Annotated in this window: 18 protein-coding genes; 2 read left to right on the top strand and 16 right to left on the bottom strand. The window is 67.2% G+C overall.

The window, feature by feature from the left end:
* Nucleotides 1–4 precede the first annotated feature (4 nt).
* On the bottom strand, nt 5–982 hold the full coding sequence (locus PV734_RS05885) for an aspartate carbamoyltransferase catalytic subunit (protein WP_055526200.1): 978 nt from the start codon (nt 980–982) through the stop codon (nt 5–7).
* Nucleotides 983–1,072: 90 nt separating this feature from the next.
* On the bottom strand, nt 1,073–1,654 hold the full coding sequence (gene pyrR / locus PV734_RS05880) for a bifunctional pyr operon transcriptional regulator/uracil phosphoribosyltransferase PyrR (RefSeq protein ID WP_319093974.1): 582 nt from the start codon (nt 1,652–1,654) through the stop codon (nt 1,073–1,075).
* 265 nt (nt 1,655–1,919) lie between these two features.
* On the opposite strand from pyrR, the gene bldD reads away from it, so the two are divergent.
* Nucleotides 1,920–2,420, top strand: coding sequence for a transcriptional regulator BldD (bldD, locus tag PV734_RS05875; RefSeq protein WP_006379429.1), 501 nt, complete (start codon nt 1,920–1,922; stop codon nt 2,418–2,420).
* A gap of 210 nt (nt 2,421–2,630) precedes the next feature.
* Here bldD and nusB read toward each other — a convergent pair whose 3' ends face one another.
* The 8 genes from nusB to PV734_RS05835 form a co-directional block, all read right to left on the bottom strand.
* Nucleotides 2,631–3,065, bottom strand: a complete 435-nt coding sequence (gene nusB, locus PV734_RS05870) for a transcription antitermination factor NusB (protein WP_059073286.1) — start codon at nt 3,063–3,065, stop codon at nt 2,631–2,633.
* 2 nt (nt 3,066–3,067) lie between these two features.
* Nucleotides 3,068–3,634, bottom strand: a complete 567-nt coding sequence (gene efp / locus PV734_RS05865; RefSeq protein WP_006382090.1) for an elongation factor P — start codon at nt 3,632–3,634, stop codon at nt 3,068–3,070.
* A 59-nt stretch (nt 3,635–3,693) separates the two neighbouring features.
* Nucleotides 3,694–4,803 (bottom strand): aminopeptidase P family protein, encoded by a 1,110-nt coding sequence (locus PV734_RS05860; protein WP_319093975.1) that lies wholly within the window; start codon nt 4,801–4,803, stop codon nt 3,694–3,696.
* 324 nt (nt 4,804–5,127) lie between these two features.
* The gene (locus PV734_RS05855; protein WP_319288879.1) at nt 5,128–6,039 is read right to left on the bottom strand and encodes a Pro-rich N-terminal domain-containing protein; all 912 of its coding nucleotides are present in this window, start codon (nt 6,037–6,039) and stop codon (nt 5,128–5,130) included.
* Between the two features lie 197 nt (nt 6,040–6,236).
* Nucleotides 6,237–7,331 (bottom strand): 3-dehydroquinate synthase, encoded by a 1,095-nt coding sequence (gene aroB, locus PV734_RS05850; protein ID WP_319093978.1) that lies wholly within the window; start codon nt 7,329–7,331, stop codon nt 6,237–6,239.
* The gene (locus PV734_RS05845) at nt 7,328–7,810 is read right to left on the bottom strand and encodes a shikimate kinase (RefSeq protein ID WP_415924158.1); all 483 of its coding nucleotides are present in this window, start codon (nt 7,808–7,810) and stop codon (nt 7,328–7,330) included. Before PV734_RS05845 ends, aroB begins: the two co-directional genes overlap by 4 nt.
* Before the next feature lie 29 nt (nt 7,811–7,839).
* On the bottom strand, nt 7,840–9,024 hold the full coding sequence (gene aroC, locus PV734_RS05840; RefSeq protein WP_319093980.1) for a chorismate synthase: 1,185 nt from the start codon (nt 9,022–9,024) through the stop codon (nt 7,840–7,842).
* A 168-nt stretch (nt 9,025–9,192) separates the two neighbouring features.
* On the bottom strand, nt 9,193–10,023 hold the full coding sequence (locus tag PV734_RS05835) for a shikimate dehydrogenase (protein WP_319093981.1): 831 nt from the start codon (nt 10,021–10,023) through the stop codon (nt 9,193–9,195).
* Nucleotides 10,024–10,222: 199 nt separating this feature from the next.
* On the opposite strand from PV734_RS05835, the gene PV734_RS05830 reads away from it, so the two are divergent.
* Nucleotides 10,223–10,600: a hypothetical protein gene (locus tag PV734_RS05830; RefSeq protein ID WP_319093982.1), complete on the top strand. Its 378-nt coding sequence runs from the start codon at nt 10,223–10,225 to the stop codon at nt 10,598–10,600.
* A 116-nt stretch (nt 10,601–10,716) separates the two neighbouring features.
* On the opposite strand, the gene mltG is transcribed toward PV734_RS05830, so the two are convergent.
* The 6 genes from mltG to PV734_RS05800 form a co-directional block, all read right to left on the bottom strand.
* A complete protein-coding gene (gene mltG, locus PV734_RS05825; protein ID WP_319094241.1) occupies nt 10,717–12,459 on the bottom strand; it encodes an endolytic transglycosylase MltG in 1,743 nt (580 codons plus the stop codon).
* On the bottom strand, nt 12,452–13,873 hold the full coding sequence (iscB, locus tag PV734_RS05820; RefSeq protein ID WP_319288878.1) for an RNA-guided endonuclease IscB: 1,422 nt from the start codon (nt 13,871–13,873) through the stop codon (nt 12,452–12,454). Before iscB ends, mltG begins: the two co-directional genes overlap by 8 nt.
* A 484-nt stretch (nt 13,874–14,357) precedes the next feature.
* Nucleotides 14,358–14,843, bottom strand: a complete 486-nt coding sequence (gene ruvX / locus PV734_RS05815) for a Holliday junction resolvase RuvX (protein ID WP_319093983.1) — start codon at nt 14,841–14,843, stop codon at nt 14,358–14,360.
* On the bottom strand, nt 14,840–17,512 hold the full coding sequence (alaS, locus tag PV734_RS05810; protein WP_319288877.1) for an alanine--tRNA ligase: 2,673 nt from the start codon (nt 17,510–17,512) through the stop codon (nt 14,840–14,842). Before alaS ends, ruvX begins: the two co-directional genes overlap by 4 nt.
* Nucleotides 17,512–17,871 carry a hypothetical protein gene (locus tag PV734_RS05805; RefSeq protein ID WP_319288876.1) on the bottom strand — a complete coding sequence of 120 codons (360 nt, stop codon included), beginning with the start codon at nt 17,869–17,871 and terminating at the stop codon, nt 17,512–17,514. The genes alaS and PV734_RS05805 overlap by 1 nt, the downstream gene beginning before the upstream one ends.
* An 8-nt stretch (nt 17,872–17,879) precedes the next feature.
* The gene (locus PV734_RS05800) at nt 17,880–18,335 is read right to left on the bottom strand and encodes a DUF948 domain-containing protein (protein WP_319093986.1); all 456 of its coding nucleotides are present in this window, start codon (nt 18,333–18,335) and stop codon (nt 17,880–17,882) included.
* Nucleotides 18,336–18,481 lie beyond the last annotated feature (146 nt).

Here is an 18,481-nt window from a genome sequence, read left to right as displayed (position 1 = left end):
TGACTTACTTCTCCTCGGTACGGGTGTGGGTGACGGCCGGTTCGTTGCCGCCGAGCAGCAGATAGAGCACGGCCATCCGGATGGAGACACCATTGGTGACCTGCTCGATCGCCGTGCAGCGCTCCGAGTCGGCGACCTCGGCGGTGATCTCCATACCGCGGACCATCGGCCCGGGGTGCATCACGATGGCGTGCTCCGGCATCCGCGCCATGCGGTCGCCGTCGAGGCCGTAGCGCCGCGAGTACTCGCGCTCGGTCGGGAAGAACGCGGCGTTCATGCGCTCTCGCTGTACGCGCAGCAGCATCACCGCGTCGGACTTCGGCAGGGTGCTGTCCAGGTCGTACGAGACCTCACAGGGCCAGCTCTCGACGCCGACCGGCACCAGGGTCGGCGGCGCGACGAGGGTGACCTCGGCGCCGAGGGTGTGCAGCAGGTCGACGTTGGAGCGGGCGACGCGGCTGTGCAGGATGTCGCCGACCAGGGTGATGCGCTTGCCGGCGAGGTCCTGCCCGATGCCCGCGTCCCGGCCGACCAGTCGGCGCCGCATGGTGAAGGCGTCGAGCAGTGCCTGGGTCGGGTGCTGATGCGTCCCGTCGCCGGCGTTGATGACGGCCGCGTCGATCCAGCCGGAGGTGGCGAGCCGGTAGGGGGCTCCCGAGGCGCCGTGCCGGATGACGACGGCGTCGACACCCATCGCCTCCAGGGTCTGGGCGGTGTCCTTCAGGGACTCGCCCTTGGAGACGCTCGACCCCTTGGCCGTGAAGTTGATGACGTCGGCGGAGAGGCGCTTCTCGGCGGCCTCGAAGGAGATCCGGGTCCGCGTCGAGTCCTCGAAGAAGAGATTGACGACGGTACGGCCGCGCAGGGTCGGCAGTTTCTTGATCGGCCGGTCGGCGACCCGGGCCATCTCCTCGGCGGTGTCGAGGATCAGGACGGCGTCGTCGCGGGTGAGGTCGGCGGCCGAGATGAGATGACGCTGCATCTTTCAGGCTCCGTAGGGAAGTTCAGGAGTTCCGGGCAGGCAGGGGCATCGCGAGGAGACGTACGGCACGGGGCCGCACGCGCATGCGTGCTACTGCTGGGCGGTCTGCTTCACACCGAGCAGGACGGTGTCCCGACCGTCCTCCTCGGCGAGCTGGACCTTGACCGTCTCCCGCAACGACGTGGGGAGGTTCTTGCCGACGTAGTCGGCGCGGATGGGCAGTTCGCGGTGGCCCCGGTCGACGAGGACCGCGAGCTGCACCGCGCGCGGACGCCCGAGGTCGTTCAGGGCGTCCAGGGCGGCGCGGATGGTGCGGCCGGAGAAGAGCACGTCGTCGACGAGGACGACCAGTCTGCCGTCGAGGCCGTCACCGGGGATGTCGGTGCGGGCCAGCGCGCGCGGCGGGTGCATGCGCAGGTCGTCGCGGTACATCGTGATGTCGAGCGAGCCGACCGGGATCTTGCGGTCGGTGATCTCCGCCAGCTTGGCGGCGAGCCGCTGGGCGAGGAAGACGCCCCGGGTCGGAATGCCGAGGAGCACCACGTCGTCGGCGCCCTTGGCGCGTTCGACGATCTCGTGGGCGATGCGGGTCAGTACCCGCGCGATGTCGGGGGCTTCCAGAACGGGCCGTGCGTCGGCCTCGTACTGCTGCTTGTCGTGCTCTGAGTCCATAGGAAACGGACCTCCTTCTCCGCCTCACAGGACGGATCATTAAAGGACGTCGGAATTGCGCCATCCACGGTACCAGCCCGCGCGGGACGCCTGATCACCCCATTGGCGCCACACGTCACCCGACTGCCGTAACCGCACGTCGATCCGTACGTGGAGGGCGGGCGGGACCGTTCAGCTTGACGGGGAAGAGTAACGCTGCGTAACCTCACAGTGAGTCACCAGCCGCGCGGCTCGTCCGCACGTCGACACTGTGTCCGGGAGCTATATGTCCAGCGAATACGCCAAACAGCTCGGGGCCAAGCTCCGGGCGATCCGCACCCAGCAGGGCCTTTCCCTCCACGGTGTCGAGGAGAAGTCCCAGGGACGCTGGAAGGCGGTCGTGGTCGGTTCGTACGAGCGCGGCGATCGTGCCGTGACCGTGCAGCGCCTCGCCGAGCTGGCGGATTTCTACGGGGTTCCCGTGCAGGAGCTGCTGCCGGGCACCACGCCGGGCGGAGCCGCCGAGCCGCCGCCGAAGCTCGTCCTCGACCTTGAGCGGCTGGCCCACGTGCCGGCCGAGAAGGCGGGCCCCCTGCAGCGCTACGCCGCGACGATCCAGTCCCAGCGCGGCGACTACAACGGCAAGGTGCTGTCGATCCGCCAGGACGACCTGCGCACGCTCGCCGTCATCTACGACCAGTCGCCCTCGGTCCTGACCGAGCAGCTGATCAGCTGGGGAGTCCTGGACGCGGACGCGCGCCGCGCCGTCTCCCACGAGGAGGGCTGAGCCCGACGGCTTTCAGCCGTTGAGCAGAAACGTGCCGCCGGGGTGGCCGGAACCTTATGGTTTCCGGCCACCCCGGCGCCGTTTTGCGGGCCTCGCAGGCCTCCTGGGTACAGCGGCTCGGTCGTACGAATGCCGGTGGGCCCCAGCAGCGATTCGCTGGGGCCCACCGGCATGCGTACGACCGGACGTCTGAAGGCCTGAAGGCCCGACTCAGACGTCGTCTCGGCGCAGAGTGGACTTCAGGTCCTTGAACCGGCCGAGGAGCCCGTTGACGAACGAGGGCGACTCGTCCGTGGAGAACTCCTTCGCCAGCTGCACCATCTCGTCGAGGACGACGGCGTCCGGGGTCTCGTCGACCCAGATCAGCTCGTAGGCACCGAGGCGCAGGATGTTGCGGTCGACGACCGGCATCCTGTCGAGCGTCCAGCCGACCGAGTACTGCGCGATCAGCTCGTCGATGCGCCGCGCATGCTGCGCGTAGCCCTCGACGAGCTCCATCGTGTACTCGCTGACCGGGGGCTGGCGGGTGTCGTCCCGGGACAGCCGGATCCAGTCCCCGAGGACCGTCTGGACATCGGCCCCGCGCTGGTCGCCCTCGAAGAGGATCTGGAAGGCACGCTTGCGGGCCGTGTTGCGGGCAGCCACGGTTAGCTGTTCACCCGGCCGAGGTAGTCGCTCGTACGGGTGTCGACCTTGATCTTCTCACCGGTGGTGATGAAGAGCGGGACCTGGATCTGGTGGCCCGTCTCCAGCGTGGCCGGCTTGGTGCCACCCGTGGAGCGGTCGCCCTGGACGCCCGGCTCGGTCTCCTGGATGACCAGCTCGACGGCGGCCGGCAGCTCGACGAAGAGCACCTCGCCCTCGTGCTGGGCGACCGTGGCGGTGAAGCCCTCGATCAGGAAGTTGGCGGCGTCGGCGACGGCCTTGCGGTCCACCATGAGCTGGTCGTACGTCTCCATGTCCATGAAGACGAAGTACTCGCCGTCCATGTAGGAGAACTGCATGTCGCGCTTGTCGACAGTGGCCGTCTCGACCTTGACACCGGCGTTGAACGTCTTGTCGACGACCTTGCCGGAGAGCACGTTCTTGAGCTTGGTTCGCACGAAGGCCGGGCCCTTGCCGGGCTTGACGTGCTGGAACTCGACGACGGACCAGAGCTGGCCCCCGTCGAGCTTGAGAACCAGGCCGTTCTTGAGGTCGTTCGTGGAAGCCACGGTTGCGGAATCTCCTGGACTGACGTGGACGACCCCGGGGCAGACGCGACAGCTCGAAGCTAGAGCGCGAGCAGTTCCTTGGTCGTGATGGTAAGTAGTTCGGGTCCGCCGTCCGCCTCAGGGCGTACGACGAGCGTGTCATCGATCCGGACGCCGCCCCGGCCCGGGAGGTGGACCCCCGGTTCGACGGTGACCGGCACGCAAGCGTCCAGTTTACCCATGGCTGCGGGGGCGAGCTGCGGCTCCTCGTCGATTTCGAGCCCGACACCGTGTCCGGTGAGCTCAGCGAGGCGGTCCGCGTACCCCGCGGAGTCCAGTACCTGGCGTGCCGCACGGTCCACGTCACGGTAGGCGGCGCCGGGTGCCAGCGCCTCCCGTCCGGCGCGCTGGGCTGCGAAGACCAGGTCGTAGAGCTCGATCTGCCAGTCGGCCGGTGAGGTCCCGATGACGAATGTGCGGCCGATCTCACAGCGGTATCCGCGGTAGACGGCGCCGAGACAAACAGAGAGGAAGTCTCCTTCCTCCACGCGCCGATCGGTCGGCCGATGCCCCCGGCGGCCGGAGTTCGGCCCGGTGGCGACGGCCGTCGCGAAGGCCGGCCCGTCGGCGCCGTGATCGACGAGCCGCCGCTCCAGTTCCAGGGCGAGATGCCGCTCCGTACGCCCGACGAGGATGGACTCCAGCAGTTCGCCGAGCGCCTGGTCGGCGATCTCGGCGCCGATCCGCAGGCAGGCGATCTCCTCCTCGTCCTTGACCACCCGGAGCTGCTCGACCGCGCCACCGAGGTCGGCCAGGCGCAGCCGGGGCGCGACCGAGCCGATGGCACGGTGCCGGGCCACGGTCAGATGGTGTTCCTCGACGGCGAGGGACTCGGCGCCCTGTGCGGCGGCGAGATCCGCGGCGGCGACCGCCGGATCACCCCCGGAAGCGGCCAGCGTGTGCACGCGCAGCGCCTCGTCCGGACGGCTGCCCTCGGGGAGCCGGTCGTCCTCGGACCCCGCCCACACGAGCAGGTCCTCACGTTTTCCCAGCAGCAGCACGGCTCCCTGCGGGGCCGCGCCCGCGAGATACCGCACATTGGCGGCCCGGGAGACCAGGGCCCCCGCACTGCCGCCCGCGTGACACCGCTCCCGAAGCCGCGCTCTGCGCGCCGCGTAGACCTCTGACATGCCCCGAGCGTAGGAGCGCGTGCGGCTTGCCGCCGGTTGGAGAGGGCCGAGTGGGCGGCGGGGCGCGCCCGTCGTCGGGGGCGCTGCCCCCGAACCCCCGCTCCTGAAACGCCGGAGAGGCTGACATACCAGCCCGTCCGGCGCTTGAGGACGAGGCCCCTTCAGGGCCGAAAGCTGGGGTCTGGGGGCGGCAGCCCCCAGGGATGGGACGGGTAGGGGCGGCGGGGGCGACCACTCGTTCAGCCCACCCGGACCCGCCTGGCACCGCTCAGTACCCGACAGGCGCACGCCCGGCGCCAGGCGTACCCTGACCCGCTTCCCGGACTACCACTTGGGCGGGCTGGCCAGCAGCCGCGCGAGGACGTCGTCCAGGACCCGGGCCGTGGCCGGGACATCGAGCTGGGAGTTGTCGATGATCGGGAGGCCGGAGCCGTACCAGCCCGCCATCCGGCCGTGGATGCGGGCGACCTCCTCGTCCGTGAGGCGGCGGTTGCCGGAGCGCTCTGCGTTGCGCTCCAGGACGATCTCCAGGCCCGGCAGCAGTACGACCGGCAGCAGACCTGGCCCCACATGCCTCTTCCAGCCGCCGAGACCGACAACCGGCCGGTCGGGAAAGACCGCGTCGTCGAGGATGCACGAGATGCCGTTGGCCAGGAAGTTGCGCGCGGCGAAGCCGCAGGTACGGCGGGCGAGACGATACTGCGCCTCGGAATGGTCGTTCCACCCCGACTGCGGGTCGGCGAAGCCCGAGCGGACCCATTCGCGTACGTCGTCGAGACTGATGTGCGCGGTGGGCACCCGGCGATGGTCGGCCCAGTACTTCGCGACGCTCGTCTTTCCGGCGCCCGCGGGGCCGATCAGCAGCACGGCCAGGGGCGCTGAGGACGGGTCGACAGGGCCGGTGGCGGGCGGCGGACCCGGCGTCGGAACGAAGTCGCCCTGGGGCAGCCGCACATGGCCGGTGGTGTCCGGCGTCGGCGGCACCTGGACGTGCTGCGGCACGGGAGCGTGCTGGGGGACGGGCGGATGCTGGGCCTGTGGACCCGGCCCCGAGGCGGTCGGGCCGGTGTAGACCGGAGCCGGAGCCGGAGCCGGCGGTCGGCTCGGGGGTGCGGAACCCGGATGGGCGCCCGGGTGGTGCTGCCCCGCGTGCGGGGCGGCCGACGGCCAGTCGGCGACCGGTCCTTGCCCCGGCTGGTGGGGCGGCGGCAGCGGAGACCCCACTGCGTCCTGCATCCGGTGCCACTCCATCTCGTACAGGCGACTGGCGCTGGTCGGCGGGGCACGAACCCTGCTAGCCCCCACTGCCCGGAAGCACTGGGGGGACTTCCACCCGAACGGTACCGTCCCGGGCCGCCGTTTGGTGAACGGCCCGGAACAGCCCGAAGTGCCCATCGCCACAAGCGAATCGGGCCAAGCGCCCGAGTGGGGAGCTACTCCCCCACTTCGCCGTAGGCGGCGAGGAGGACGGCCGGGTCGGGGCCTTCCAGGACGGTCGGCTTGGCCAGTCCGTCCAGGACGATGAACCGCAGCAGGTTGCCTCGGGACTTCTTGTCGAGCTTCATCGTCTCCAGCAGCTTGGGCCACTGGTCGTAGCGGTAGTGCAGCGGCAGTCCGACGGACTCCAGGACCGTGCGGTGCCGGTCGGCCGTCGCGTCGTCCAACCGGCCCGCGAGACGGCCCAGTTCGGCCGCGAAGTGCATTCCGACGGAGACGGCCGCGCCATGGCGCCACTGGTAGCGCTCGTTCTTCTCGATGGCGTGCGCGAGCGTGTGCCCGTAGTTGAGGATCTCGCGCAGGCCGGATTCCTTGAGGTCCGAGGAGACGACCTCCGCCTTCACCTTGATCGAGCGCTCGATCAGCTCGGCGGTGTGCGGGCCCGCCGGACTGCGGGCGGCCTGCGGGTCGGCCTCGATCAGCTCCAGGATCACCGGGTCGGCGATGAAACCGGCCTTGATGACCTCCGCGAGCCCGGACACGTAGTCGTTGACCGGGAGCGAGTCCAGCGCCGCCAGGTCGCACAGCACACCGGCGGGCGGGTGGAAGGAGCCGACGAGGTTCTTGCCCTCGGCGGTGTTGATGCCGGTCTTGCCGCCGACCGCCGCGTCCACCATCGCCAGTACCGTCGTCGGGATCGCGATCCAGCGCACCCCGCGCAGCCAGGTCGCGGCCACGAAGCCGGCCAGGTCCGTGCTCGCCCCGCCACCGACACCGACGATGACGTCGGTGCGGGTGAAGTTGGACTGGCCGAGCGCCTTCCAGCAGTAGGCGGCCACCTCCGCGGTCTTGGCCTCCTCGGCGTTCGGCACCTGGATGGCGACCGTCTCGAAGCCCTGGCCGGCCAGGTCGGCGCGCAGCGCCTCACCCGTCTCCGCGAGTGCCTCGGGGTGGATCACCGCGACCCGCTTCGCCTTGGGCCCGATGAGCCCGCCCAGCTCCTCCAGGAGTTGGCGTCCGATCAGAACCTCGTACGGGTCGCTGCCCGCCGTGCCGCCGACCTGGATCCGCGTCACCGTCTCGCTGCTCATGCTGACTTCAACTCCAGTGCGTCCAGGACGGCTTGGGTGACCTCTTCGGGCGTACGGCCATCGGTGGGGACGACCGCGTCGGCGACCTCCGTGTACAGATGGCGGCGAGCCTCCATCAGCTCCCGCCACTGCCGACGCGGGTTGACCGCCAGCAGGGGGCGGGCCGCGTTCAGGCCGGTGCGCTGGACGGCTTCCTCGACGTCCATCGAGAGGTAGACGACCCGGTGCCCGGCCAGCAGTCCGCGGGTCTCCTCGTCGAGGATCGAGCCGCCGCCGAGGGCGAGGACACCGTCGTGCTCGGCTAGCGCCCGCTGGACCGCCTGCTTCTCGACGGCCCGGAAGACCGGTTCACCCTCGTCGACGAAGATGTCGGCGATCGTGCGGCCCTGCTCGGCGACGATGTCGTCGTCCGTGTCCCGGTACGAGCAGCCGAGCCGCTCGGCCAGCAGCCGCCCGACGGTGGACTTGCCGACGCCCATCGGCCCCACCAGCACAATCTGCAAAGCGCTCACCGGACGATCAGGTGTTCGAGGTAGGACTCCACGTTGCGGCGCGTCTCGGGCACGCTGTCGCCGCCGAACTTCTCCACCACCGCGTCGGCGAGGACGAGGGCCACCATCGCCTCCGCGACGATCCCGGCCGCCGGGACCGCACACACGTCGGAACGCTGGTGGTGCGCCTGAGTCGCCTCCCCGGTGACCACGTCGACGGTCTGCAGGGCGCGCGGCACGGTCGCGATCGGCTTCATCGCCGCCCGTACGCGCAGCAGCTCCCCCGTCGACAGACCGCCCTCGGTGCCACCGGAACGCCCGGTCGCGCGCCGGATGCCGTCGTCCGTGGGCACGATCTCGTCGTGCGCCTTCGAGCCCGGCACACGCGCGAGGTCGAAGCCGTCGCCGACCTCGACGCCCTTGATGGCCTGGATGCCCATCAGCGCGCCGGCCAGCCGGGCGTCCAGACGCCGGTCCCAGTGCACGTGCGAGCCCAGGCCCACCGGCACGCCGTACGCCAGCACCTCCACCACACCGCCCAGGGTGTCGCCGTCCTTGTGGGCCTGGTCGATCTCCGCGACCATCGCCTTCGACGCGTCGGCGTCGAGGCAGCGCACCGGGTCGGCGTCCAGCCTCTCGACGTCGGAGGGCTTGGGGTAGACGCCGTAGGGAGCCTTCGCCGCCGCCAGTTCGACGACGTGCGAGACGATCTCGATGCCGGCCGCAGCTTTCAGGAACGAGCGGGCCACCGCACCCAGTGCCACCCGCGCCGCCGTCTCGCGCGCGGAGGCGCGTTCCAGGATCGGGCGGGCCTCCTCGAAGCCGTACTTCTGCATGCCCGCCAGATCCGCGTGACCGGGACGGGGGCGCGTCAGCGGGGCGTTACGGGCGAGTCCGGCCAGGATCTCCGGATCCACCGGATCGGCCGCCATCACCTGCTCCCACTTCGGCCACTCCGTGTTGCCGACCATCACCGCGACCGGCGAACCCATCGACAGACCGTGCCGCACGCCGCCGAGGAAGGTGATCGCGTCCTGCTCGAACTTCATCCGGGCACCGCGCCCATAACCGAGCCGACGCCTCGCCAGATGGTCCGCCACCAGCTCCGTGGTGATCGGAACGCCGGCCGGAAGGCCCTCCAGCGTCGCGACGAGTGCGGGACCGTGGGACTCCCCCGCGGTCAACCAGCGCAACCTGCTCAACGGTGCTCCTCATACTCGCGCCCTGGTTCTGCCCTGCGTACGCGCGTCCTCGCGTACGGCGACGGCGTGACCGGGTGCGCGGCCCAGGCCCGCCTCCTCCCGATCCTCCCACGTCCGGGCCGAATGCCCGCTCGGCGGTCCAGCCACCGGACGCGCGGCGGAATCGGGTCAGCGGTCGGCGAGTGCCTTCTCGCCGGCCCTGCGCATGGCACCCAGCGGGGCGGGAACAATCCCGGTCATCTGTTCCACCTGAAGCACCGCCTGGTGCACCAGCAGGTCGAGCCCGCTGACGACCGCCCCGCCGTACGCCGACCAGCGCGCCGCCAGATCGGTCGGCCAGGGGTGGTAGAGCACGTCGAAGAGGGTCGCCGGCCGTTCCGGTACGGCACGGGAGAGCGCGTCCGTCGTACCGGCCGGGGTGGTGGCGATCACCAGCGGAGCGTGCAGCGCCCGGGCCGCGTCCGCCCAGTCCGCCGTACGGACCTCGATGCCGAGGCGTTCGCCCCACTGCCGCATCTCTGTGGCCCGGGCCTCGCTGCGGACGTACACGACGACCTCGCCGGTGCAGATCCGGGCCAGCGCGGCGAGCGCGGAGGAGGCGGTGGCGCCGGCGCCGAGGATCGCGGCGGAGTCGACCTGCTCGATGCCGTGCTCGCGCAGGGCGCCCACGATTCCGGGGATGTCGGTGTTGTCCCCGACACACCGCCCGTCCGCGCCGAACACGACGGTGTTGACGGCCTCCACCGACGTGGCCGTCTCGCTGACCTCGTCGAGCCACGGGATGACCGCCCGCTTGAGCGGCATCGTGAGGGACAGCCCCGCCCACTCCGGACCGAGCTCTCCCAGGAATCCCGGCAGCCCGCCCTCGTCGACCTCGAAACGGTCGTACGTCCAGTCGGTCAGCCCCAGTTCCGCGTACGCGGCACGGTGCAGCACCGGCGAGAGGGAATGGGCGATGGGGGAACCGAGCACGGCCGCTCGGCATCGGCTGTTCGTCAACCCTCTACTCCCTTTACCTAACCATCACATCAATCTAGGTAAATCATACTAAATAATTAGAGCACACCATCGTCACCTTATGCGCATCGAATCACACAAGCCCTGAACTCCGTCGACATGGCCACACCGACATAAGTACTATGAAATCAACTAGCCAAAATTGACAAATGGGAGAAAAGTGATACTTAAGCGCTACTTCATGGCACCGCTTATGGCGGCAGCTATAACTTTCGGTTTCACGTCAGCGGCTCAGGCAAAACCCATCGACACCATCATCTGGGCATTTCCGTCGGGATCATACAGCGACAACGGGAAAGCCTACTTCTTCACGGATGGTGACGTTATCGGCGTCTACGACCTGGTTGCAGACCACGCGCAGGCTTGCGTAGCTTTTTATGCCAAGCCTGTATCCACCGGGAAGCGTGCCCTGTACGCAAGATGCAACACTAAGGGAGCAGGCACCGTTCAAAGATGGGACTTTGACTTCGTGGAAAACAGCGAAGTTAACATCCAAGCGTGGCTGCTCGACGAAACGTATGACTATGCTTATGGCCCTTGGGTCTCCACTATCGCCTAAATGATCAAAATAAAGCCAACTGCCGGTGACTGAATAGTCAAATTAGTCACCGGCAGTTGGCTTTTGAGCTACAACCAAGTCAGGGTCCAGGCGCCGCGACTTGACACTAGCTACCCTCATTGCCCCTTCAGCCCTTCAAGGTATTTCTCGCGATTACGGTTCTGCTCTTCGTTCGTCTCAGCGAAGAGAGTCTTATCCTCGCTGACCGAAACAAAGTAATACCAATTACCCTTGGCCGGCTTGATTGCCGCCTCAATCGCCACTTCACCAGGATTACTGATCGGCCCGGGGGGCAAACCCTTGATCTTGTAGGTGTTATACGGGTCGTCAATCGCCCGCAAACGATCGACCGAGCCAGTGGCTAGTTTGGACTCACCCCTGAGGTAGTTCACTGTCGAGTCAAAATCGAGCAGCCCATAGGTCTCAGTGTTATTCGGCTCCAGACGATTGTAGACAACCCTGGCAACCTTTTCAAAGTCTCCTTTATATTTGCCTTCTTTCTGAACAAGACTCGCCACGGTGAGAAGTTGAAGAGGATCCTTAAGGCCCAGACCCTGCGCCTTTGACTGAAGGCCCAATTGGACATATTTCTCTTTGGCAAGATCGACCATCTGCTTTAGGACATCTTTAGGCTTCATACCTTTAGAGACCGGATAGCTCGAAGGGTAAAGAAATCCCTCCAAAGGATCCTTGATGTCGTTACTATTGTTAGCCCAGTCCGGCAAGCCAAGATTCTTCCATTCCTTTTCAGCGACTTCCCTGGTCGTGCCAGATTTGATTCCAAGGCGCCTGTCGATAAGGATATAGATTTCAGCATTTCGCTTGCCTTCGGCAATTACCAGATTGTTGCGGCTATCAGGGCTGAGCATCAACGCAACAGCGCTCTCTCCGGACATTTCCTTCTTCAGAGTATAGACGCCCGCCTGAATAGAGTTTCCCTTAGGGTTCTGTGATTGTGCAGCCACAAAAGCATCGACACTCTTGACAACACCAGCATCCTTCAATGCCTGCCCAATCGCGTAACCACCGGATCCCTTAAGGACGGTGACGCTCACACTCTCACCCGTGCCAGCTCCCACATAGTCGGGCGCTGCACTGAAACGATTTTGATAGAACTGATACCCGAAATACCCGATTCCGGCGATACCGCCGCCGAACACCAGGACGACCACCAGACAGGCAGTTCCGCTGCGGCCCTTCTTACTCTTGCCGCCTTTCCCACTCTTGCCGCCGTCCCGTTCCTTCCGGTCGCCGCGGCCCCGACGCCCCTCAGCCTCGTCGTCGGAGCCGTCGCCATCGTCACCGCCCACGAAAAAGGCGTGCTCGCCCTGGTCAGGACCCGGGTCCCAGTCCGTCTGCGGTTCCGGTTCGGTACGACGCCTGGCTGGCGGTTCCGGCGGCGGGTACGCGTCGGGGGCGCCGTAGTAGTCGGGCTGCTGGCCGCCGTACGCCGCGGCCTGCTGGACGTACGGGTCCGTCGGATCGGCGGTGTAGGGCACCTGCGGCGCCTGCTGACCGGCGTCCCAGTCGCCACCCGCGTACTGCTGCTGGCCCTGGCCGACGTACTGCTGGGGGGCCTGCTCGCCGTACTGCTGCGGGTACTGCTGCTGGTGATGACCCTGCTGTGGGTACTGCTGATACTGCGGCTGCGCGTGACCATAGGCGGCCTGCTGGCCGTCGGTGCCCCAGTCGCCGTACTGCGGCTGCTGTTGCAGATGCCGCTGAGGGTAATGCTGTGGCTGGCCGCCATAGGAGGACTGGTCGGCCTGGGCCTGCTGCCCTTCCCATCCGCCGTCTCCGTACAACGGGTCCTCCGGAGGCCACGGTTCGGAGCCTGGGCCCTGGCCATATTCAGTCATCAGAGCGGTCGACACGCATGCTCACACCACCGGCGCAGCAAAGCATATCTTCCTCCTCTCGGGTGATGTAGCCGTAGCCGTCGGCCCGTTGAAGCAAATGGATATATCGGTAATGGATACCTTGGGCGACGCCTCGCTCGGAACGCACGTTAAACCGCCCTGTGGCGCGCACTGCAACTCGTCCTGTCCAGGACCCCGCATACTTCCCGGAGGGGATTACTGCCCGAACGAGATCGCCAGTGGCATATCCAAAGAATTGTTTGGCACGAGGTAGATTCAGGCGTGGGAATCCATACCGATCCGAGCGAGTACGAGCGTACGTCCCGCGACCCGTCGCAGTCGCGACCAATACCTTCTTTGGGAACCGAACGATCCTCATCCCAGCTTTTACGTCACCAACCGCCAAAGCATCCAAGGAGTGCGTCTTTCCCAATCCATGGCCCACTCGATTATATTTCGTGCGCCCACCAGACCAGGAAAATACGGGCAATTGCATCGAATGCAATTGATCGGCAATCCGCCATCTCGTCGCATTCATGGCAGCCGCATCTCTCAGCGGAACCTTCGCTTGCGCCAAGATCCGCTTCAGCTTACCAGGGCGGCGGCTCAGAAATTCCTTCACCGAACGCGTACCCTTTTCTGTATTACAAGGTGCACACGCAAGTGTCAGATTAGAGATCCGGTCAGATCCACCATGAACCCTGGGTTGGATGTGCTCCACTTGTAGTGGGATACCGCCAGCTCCGCAGTACACACATGCCCTACCCCATTTTTCCAGCAAATATTGGCGAACCTCGTAGCCGTGAAGAGTCCCTTGCTGGTACTCACTCGCCTCAAGCCGGTCTTTACCTTGACTCATAGCATGTGTATCGAACGAGACTCGCTCCACGTGCAACTCCGCGACAGAGAAGTATCGGATGAGTCGTCGAACGGTGGAACAAGTAGTGTCAACCCGATGCTGCAGTGACGGAGCCAACCAATCCGCTCGTCGACTCCGATTATCGAACCGAGGGGCACGATATCGGAGATTCCTTGATCTCCTCGCACGCCTGTATCCGGCTCGCTGCAGCATCGCCTTGTGAATATTTGCCCCTCGATGTCGCAGCTCGATCGCTATCAGCCCTCGACGTGTGACGACGTCTGTACCGCCCCCACCTGTCTCCACGTCAACATCGACGGTGACCACGATGCCGGTGCCCTTGGAGCCTGGATCGACCCGCACTGCGACACCGGGAACGGCTGAGTCTTTTGACTGTCGGTCCTTGAGCCTGATGACGAAGGGCGTGTACCGAGCCACAACCGCCCGCCCCTTCGTAAGAAGTTCACGAGCGCGTGCAGGATGGCAAGGCATCAACGGGACACCATGCCGGTCCAAGACGGCCACGAAGGCCGCGCCTGAACCCACGCTCTGCATAGGGCTGCCGTTACCGGCAGCGTTTACTCCCTCAACTGGCGCTGACGCACCAGCCTCGGGGTGACGCGCGAGAGTCTGGAGGTCGGACTCTCGCATCTCCCCTCGCTCATGTTCCAGGTCAGCTGCCCCAGCATCGCGCGTGGAGCGTCCGTAGCCCGTTTCGTCCCTGCTCCCAGGGGTGTCTGCTGCTACAGATTCCAGAGCAGGCCGCTGAGGAAGCACGGCCTGGTGGGTCTTCTCACTCGCCTGAAACGTAGTCACCGATCACACCTCCTCTACGCGGTGACTCGAGCTGGTCACCCATGGGCATCGCCACCTACGGCAGAGAAGCCCCCACGCCGAAGGCTGGGAGAGCGAGCAACCAATCCCCTAGAGCCGCGAAGCAGTCAGCCTCTGCACTCAAACCCAGAGACTGCCTACCTCCTTGCTACGTGGTAGCTATTCGAACGCCTCTGCATCAACGCGGAACGTTACCGTATCGCGATCAGATGACCACTTCGACGCCCTCGCCAGGTGCTTTACCTGACACTCGTTCGGATTCCAGGGCCTGCTGGAGGATGATCACGGCTGCGACCTGGTCAATGACCGATCTGCCCTTTTTCGATTTCACGCCAGATGCGCGCAGTCCCTGACTCGCGGTCACCGTCGTCATGCGCTCGTCCACCAGGCGTACGGGGACGGGTGCGACCAGGCGGGCCAGTTGCTCGGCGAAGCCCCGGACCTTCACGGCGGCGGGGCCCTCGCTCCCCTTGAGGGAGCGAGGGAGGCCGACGACGACCTCAATGGGTTCGTACTCGTCGACGAGCTGCTTCAACCGACGCTGAGCTGCGGGAACGTCCCGGCCCGGGACCGTCTCCACGGGGGTGGCGAGGATCCCGTCGGGGTCGCACGAAGCGACCCCGATCCGGGCGTCCCCGACGTCGATCGCGAGTCGACGGCCGCGGCGCAGGGTGTTTCCGTCGCCGCTCACTTGGCCGTTTCCGCCACAAGGCGCTCGACGGCGTCGACGGCCTCGCCGACGGCGGCCGGGTTCTGGCCACCGCCCTGGGCGACGTCCGGCTTGCCGCCACCGCCGCCACCGAGGGTCTTGGCAGCCGTACGAACCAGGTCGCCCGCCTTGAGACCGCGCTCGCGGGCGGCCTCGTTGGTGGCGATGACCGTCAGCGGCTTGCCGTTGGCCGTGGTGAAGAGGGCGACGACGGCAGCCCGGCCGCCCTGGATGCGTCCCCGCACGTCGAGGACCAGCTTGCGCAGGTCGTCGGCGCTCGTGCCGTCCGGGACCTGGCCGGTGACGAGGGCGACGCCGTTGACGTCCTTGGCGCCCTGGGCGAGACCGGCGGCGGCCTGGAGGACCTTCTCGGCGCGGAACTTCTCGATCTCCTTCTCGGCGTCCTTCAGCTTGCCGAGCATGGCGGAGACCTTCTCCGGAAGCTCCTCGGGACGGCCCTTGACCAGCTCCTGGATCTGGGCGACGACCGTGTGCTCCCGGGCCAGGAAGTTGTAGGCGTCGACGCCGACCAGGGCCTCGATACGCCGGACACCCGAACCGATGGACGACTCGCCGAGCAGCTTCACCAGGCCGAGCTGGGCGGTGTTGTGGACGTGGGTCCCGCCGCACAGTTCCTTGGAGAAGTCGCCGATCGTCACGACGCGCACGCGCTCGCCGTACTTCTCGCCGAACTCGGCGATGGCGCCCTGCTTCTTTGCCTCGTCGAGGCTGAGGATCTCGGCGTGCACGTCCAGGTCGCGGGCGAGCACCTCGTTGATCTGCTGCTCGACGTCGGTCATCACGGCCGTCGGTACGGCGGACGGGGAACCGAAGTCGAAGCGGAAGCGGCCGGGCTGGTTCTCGGAACCGGCCTGGGCGGCCGTCGGACCGAGGGCGTCGCGCAGCGCCTGGTGGGTGAGGTGGGTGGCCGAGTGGGCGCGGGCGATGGCCTTGCGGCGGCGCACGTCGATGGCGGCCTGGGCCTTGGCGCCCACGGTGACCTCGCCGACCTGGACGACGCCCTTGTGGACGTACACCCCGGGCACCGGCTTCTGGCAGTCGCGGATCTCGATGACGGCACCGGAGTCGATCCTGATCCGGCCGGTGTCACCGATCTGGCCGCCGCCCTCGGCGTAGAACGGGGTGCGGTCGAGGACGATCTCGACCTCGTCGCCCTCGGTGGCGGCCGGGGAGGAGACACCGTCGACGAGGATGCCGACGACCGTCGACTCGCCCTCGGTGCGGTCGTACCCGAAGAACTCGGTCTCACCGGCGGCGTCGGCGATCTCGCGGTAGGCACCCAGGTCGGCGTGGCCGGTCTTCTTGGCCTTGGCGTCGGCCTTGGCGCGGTCCCGCTGCTCCTTCATCAGGCGCCGGAAGCCGTCCTCGTCCACGGAAAGGCCCTGTTCGGCGGCCATTTCGAGGGTGAGGTCGATCGGGAAGCCCCAGGTGTCGTGGAGCAGGAACGCCTTGTCGCCGGAGAGGACCTGGCCGCCGGCCTGCTTGGTCTCGGTGACGGCGGTGTCGAGGATGTTGGTGCCGCCCTTGAGGGCCTTGAGGAAGGCGGCCTCCTCGGCGAGGGCCACGGTCTCGATGCGCTTGCGGTCGGTGACGAGCTCCGGGTACTGCTGGCCCATCGTCTTGATGACGACGTCGACGAGGTCGGCGACGACCGGCCCGGAGGCGCCCATCAGGCGCATGTTGCGGATGGCGCGGCGCATGATGCGGCGCAGTACGTAACCGCGCCCCTCGTTGCCGGGGGTGACGCCGTCGCCGATGAGCATGACGGACGTACGGATGTGGTCGGCGACCACGCGCATGGAGACGTCGGAGTCGTGCTTCTCGCCGTAGCGCACACCGGTCAGCTCGGTGGCCTTGTCCATGACGACGCGCAGGGTGTCGGTCTCGTACATGTTCTGTACGCCCTGCAGGATCATGGCGAGTCGTTCGAGGCCGAGACCGGTGTCGATGTTCTGCGACGGCAGGTCCCCGAGGATCGGGAAGTCCTCCTTGCCGTCGCCGGCACCGCGCTCGTACTGCATGAAGACCAGGTTCCAGATCTCCACGTACCGCTCGTCGTTGACGGCCGGGCCGCCCTCGACGCCGAACTCGGGACCGCGGTCGTAGTTGATCTCGGAGCAGGGTCCGCACGGTCCGGGTACGCCCATGGACCAGAAGTTGTCCTTCTTACCCAGGCGCTGGATGCGCTCGGCCGGGACGCCGATCTGCTCGCGCCAGATCCGCTCGGCCTCGTCGTCGTCGAGGTAGACGGTGATCCAGAGTTTCTCGGGCTCAAGGCCGTAGCCACCGTCGGCGACGGAGTTGGTGAGCAGGTCCCAGGCGTACTTGATGGCTCCTTCCTTGAAGTAGTCCCCGAAGGAGAAGTTGCCGCACATCTGGAAGAACGTGCCGTGCCGGGTGGTCTTGCCGACCTCTTCGATGTCGGGCGTACGCACGCACTTCTGCACGCTGGTGGCGCGCGGGGCGGGCGGCTTCGTCTCGCCGAGGAAGTACGGCTTGAAGGGCACCATGCCGGCGTTGACCAGCAGCAGAGTCGGGTCGTCCGCGATGAGCGACGCCGAAGGGACGACGGTGTGGCCGCGCTCCTCGAAGAAGCTCAGCCAGCGGCGACGAATTTCAGCCGACTCCATCAGTGGTCCTCATTCCGGTTGTACGGGTGCGTGTTGTCCAGCATCCCGTAGTGCTTCTCATCGTGCTTCGGGTTTTCCGCGCCCCGGTCGAGGGCGGCGAGCCGCCGCTGCGGGGGCAGGCCGCGGCCCGGGGGTTCGGCGATCCCGAGGGCCTCGCCCAGCTCGGCCTCGCGCTGGACCATCCCGGCCCGGACGTCGAGGGCGAAGTCCTTGACCCGGTGGCCGGCCTCGATCGCCTTGTTGGCGGCCTGCGCGGCGAGGTGCTCGGGGGTCAGCTGCCGGATCTTGCGGTTGACCTTGGTGGTGGCCCACACACCGGCCGCGGCGCCCGCGGTGAACCAGAACGTACGGCGGAACATGGCGGGGTTCAGCCCTTCTGCCTGCGGCGCTTCGAGGCCTTGGCGGCCTTCGGGGCCGATACGGTGCGGCCGACGACGACCGTGCGCCGGACCCGCGCGGGTGCGGGCGTCTCGTCGTCCCTGGTACGGCTCATCGCCCGGCGTACGCCGTAGCCGAACGCGGCGACCTTGACGAGCGGTCCGCCGAAGGTCGAGGCGACGGTGGTGGACAGCGCCGACGCGTTGGAGGTGACCTCCTGGACGTCGGTGGCGATGGCGTCGACCCGGTCGATCTGCGTCTGTGCGGAGCGCACGGCCTGGGAGGCGTCGGCCAGCAGCGGCACGGCCTGGTCCGTCACCTCCGCGACCAGCTTCGTGGTCGCCCTGAGCGTCTGGGCCAGCCTCACCAGAGCCACGGCGAGGAAGGAGACCAGAATCGCCCAGAAGACGGCCACCAGGATCCCGGCAACCTCTCCACCGGTCACACCGCACCGCTCTCTGCGCTCGTAGATCGACTTGAACTCTGGGGTACTGCACGTGTGTTCCGAGTACTTCGAAAGTCGCCCCCGACCCTATCGCGCCGGAGGTGGCTCTCCGTACCCGGACAGGGCCCGCCGGGACGGCGGTCGCG

Origin of the sequence: Streptomyces sp. AK08-02 (assembly GCF_033795085.1) — a bacterium.
Taxonomy (GTDB): domain Bacteria; phylum Actinomycetota; class Actinomycetes; order Streptomycetales; family Streptomycetaceae; genus Streptomyces; species Streptomyces echiniscabiei.
Note: the sequence above shows the minus strand (reverse complement) of the source record. Positions and strands in the feature narration are given on the sequence as shown.

Excerpts from the sequence above, each read along its gene's own strand:
- PV734_RS05885 (WP_055526200.1), bottom strand. The coding sequence starts at position 982 with ATGCAGCGTCATCTCATCTCGGCCGCCGACCTCACCCGCGACGACGCC.
- pyrR (WP_319093974.1), bottom strand. The coding sequence starts at position 1,654 with ATGGACTCAGAGCACGACAAGCAGCAGTACGAGGCCGACGCACGGCCC.
- bldD (WP_006379429.1), top strand. The coding sequence starts at position 1,920 with ATGTCCAGCGAATACGCCAAACAGCTCGGGGCCAAGCTCCGGGCGATC.
- PV734_RS05860 (WP_319093975.1), bottom strand. The coding sequence starts at position 4,803 with ATGTCAGAGGTCTACGCGGCGCGCAGAGCGCGGCTTCGGGAGCGGTGT.
- PV734_RS05855 (WP_319288879.1), bottom strand. The coding sequence starts at position 6,039 with ATGCAGGACGCAGTGGGGTCTCCGCTGCCGCCGCCCCACCAGCCGGGG.
- aroB (WP_319093978.1), bottom strand. The coding sequence starts at position 7,331 with ATGAGCAGCGAGACGGTGACGCGGATCCAGGTCGGCGGCACGGCGGGC.
- PV734_RS05845 (WP_415924158.1), bottom strand. The coding sequence starts at position 7,810 with ATGGGCGTCGGCAAGTCCACCGTCGGGCGGCTGCTGGCCGAGCGGCTC.
- PV734_RS05830 (WP_319093982.1), top strand. The coding sequence starts at position 10,223 with ATGGCACCGCTTATGGCGGCAGCTATAACTTTCGGTTTCACGTCAGCG.
- mltG (WP_319094241.1), bottom strand. The coding sequence starts at position 12,459 with ATGACTGAATATGGCCAGGGCCCAGGCTCCGAACCGTGGCCTCCGGAG.
- iscB (WP_319288878.1), bottom strand. The coding sequence starts at position 13,873 with ATGCAGAGCGTGGGTTCAGGCGCGGCCTTCGTGGCCGTCTTGGACCGG.
- alaS (WP_319288877.1), bottom strand. The coding sequence starts at position 17,512 with ATGGAGTCGGCTGAAATTCGTCGCCGCTGGCTGAGCTTCTTCGAGGAG.
- PV734_RS05805 (WP_319288876.1), bottom strand. The coding sequence starts at position 17,871 with ATGTTCCGCCGTACGTTCTGGTTCACCGCGGGCGCCGCGGCCGGTGTG.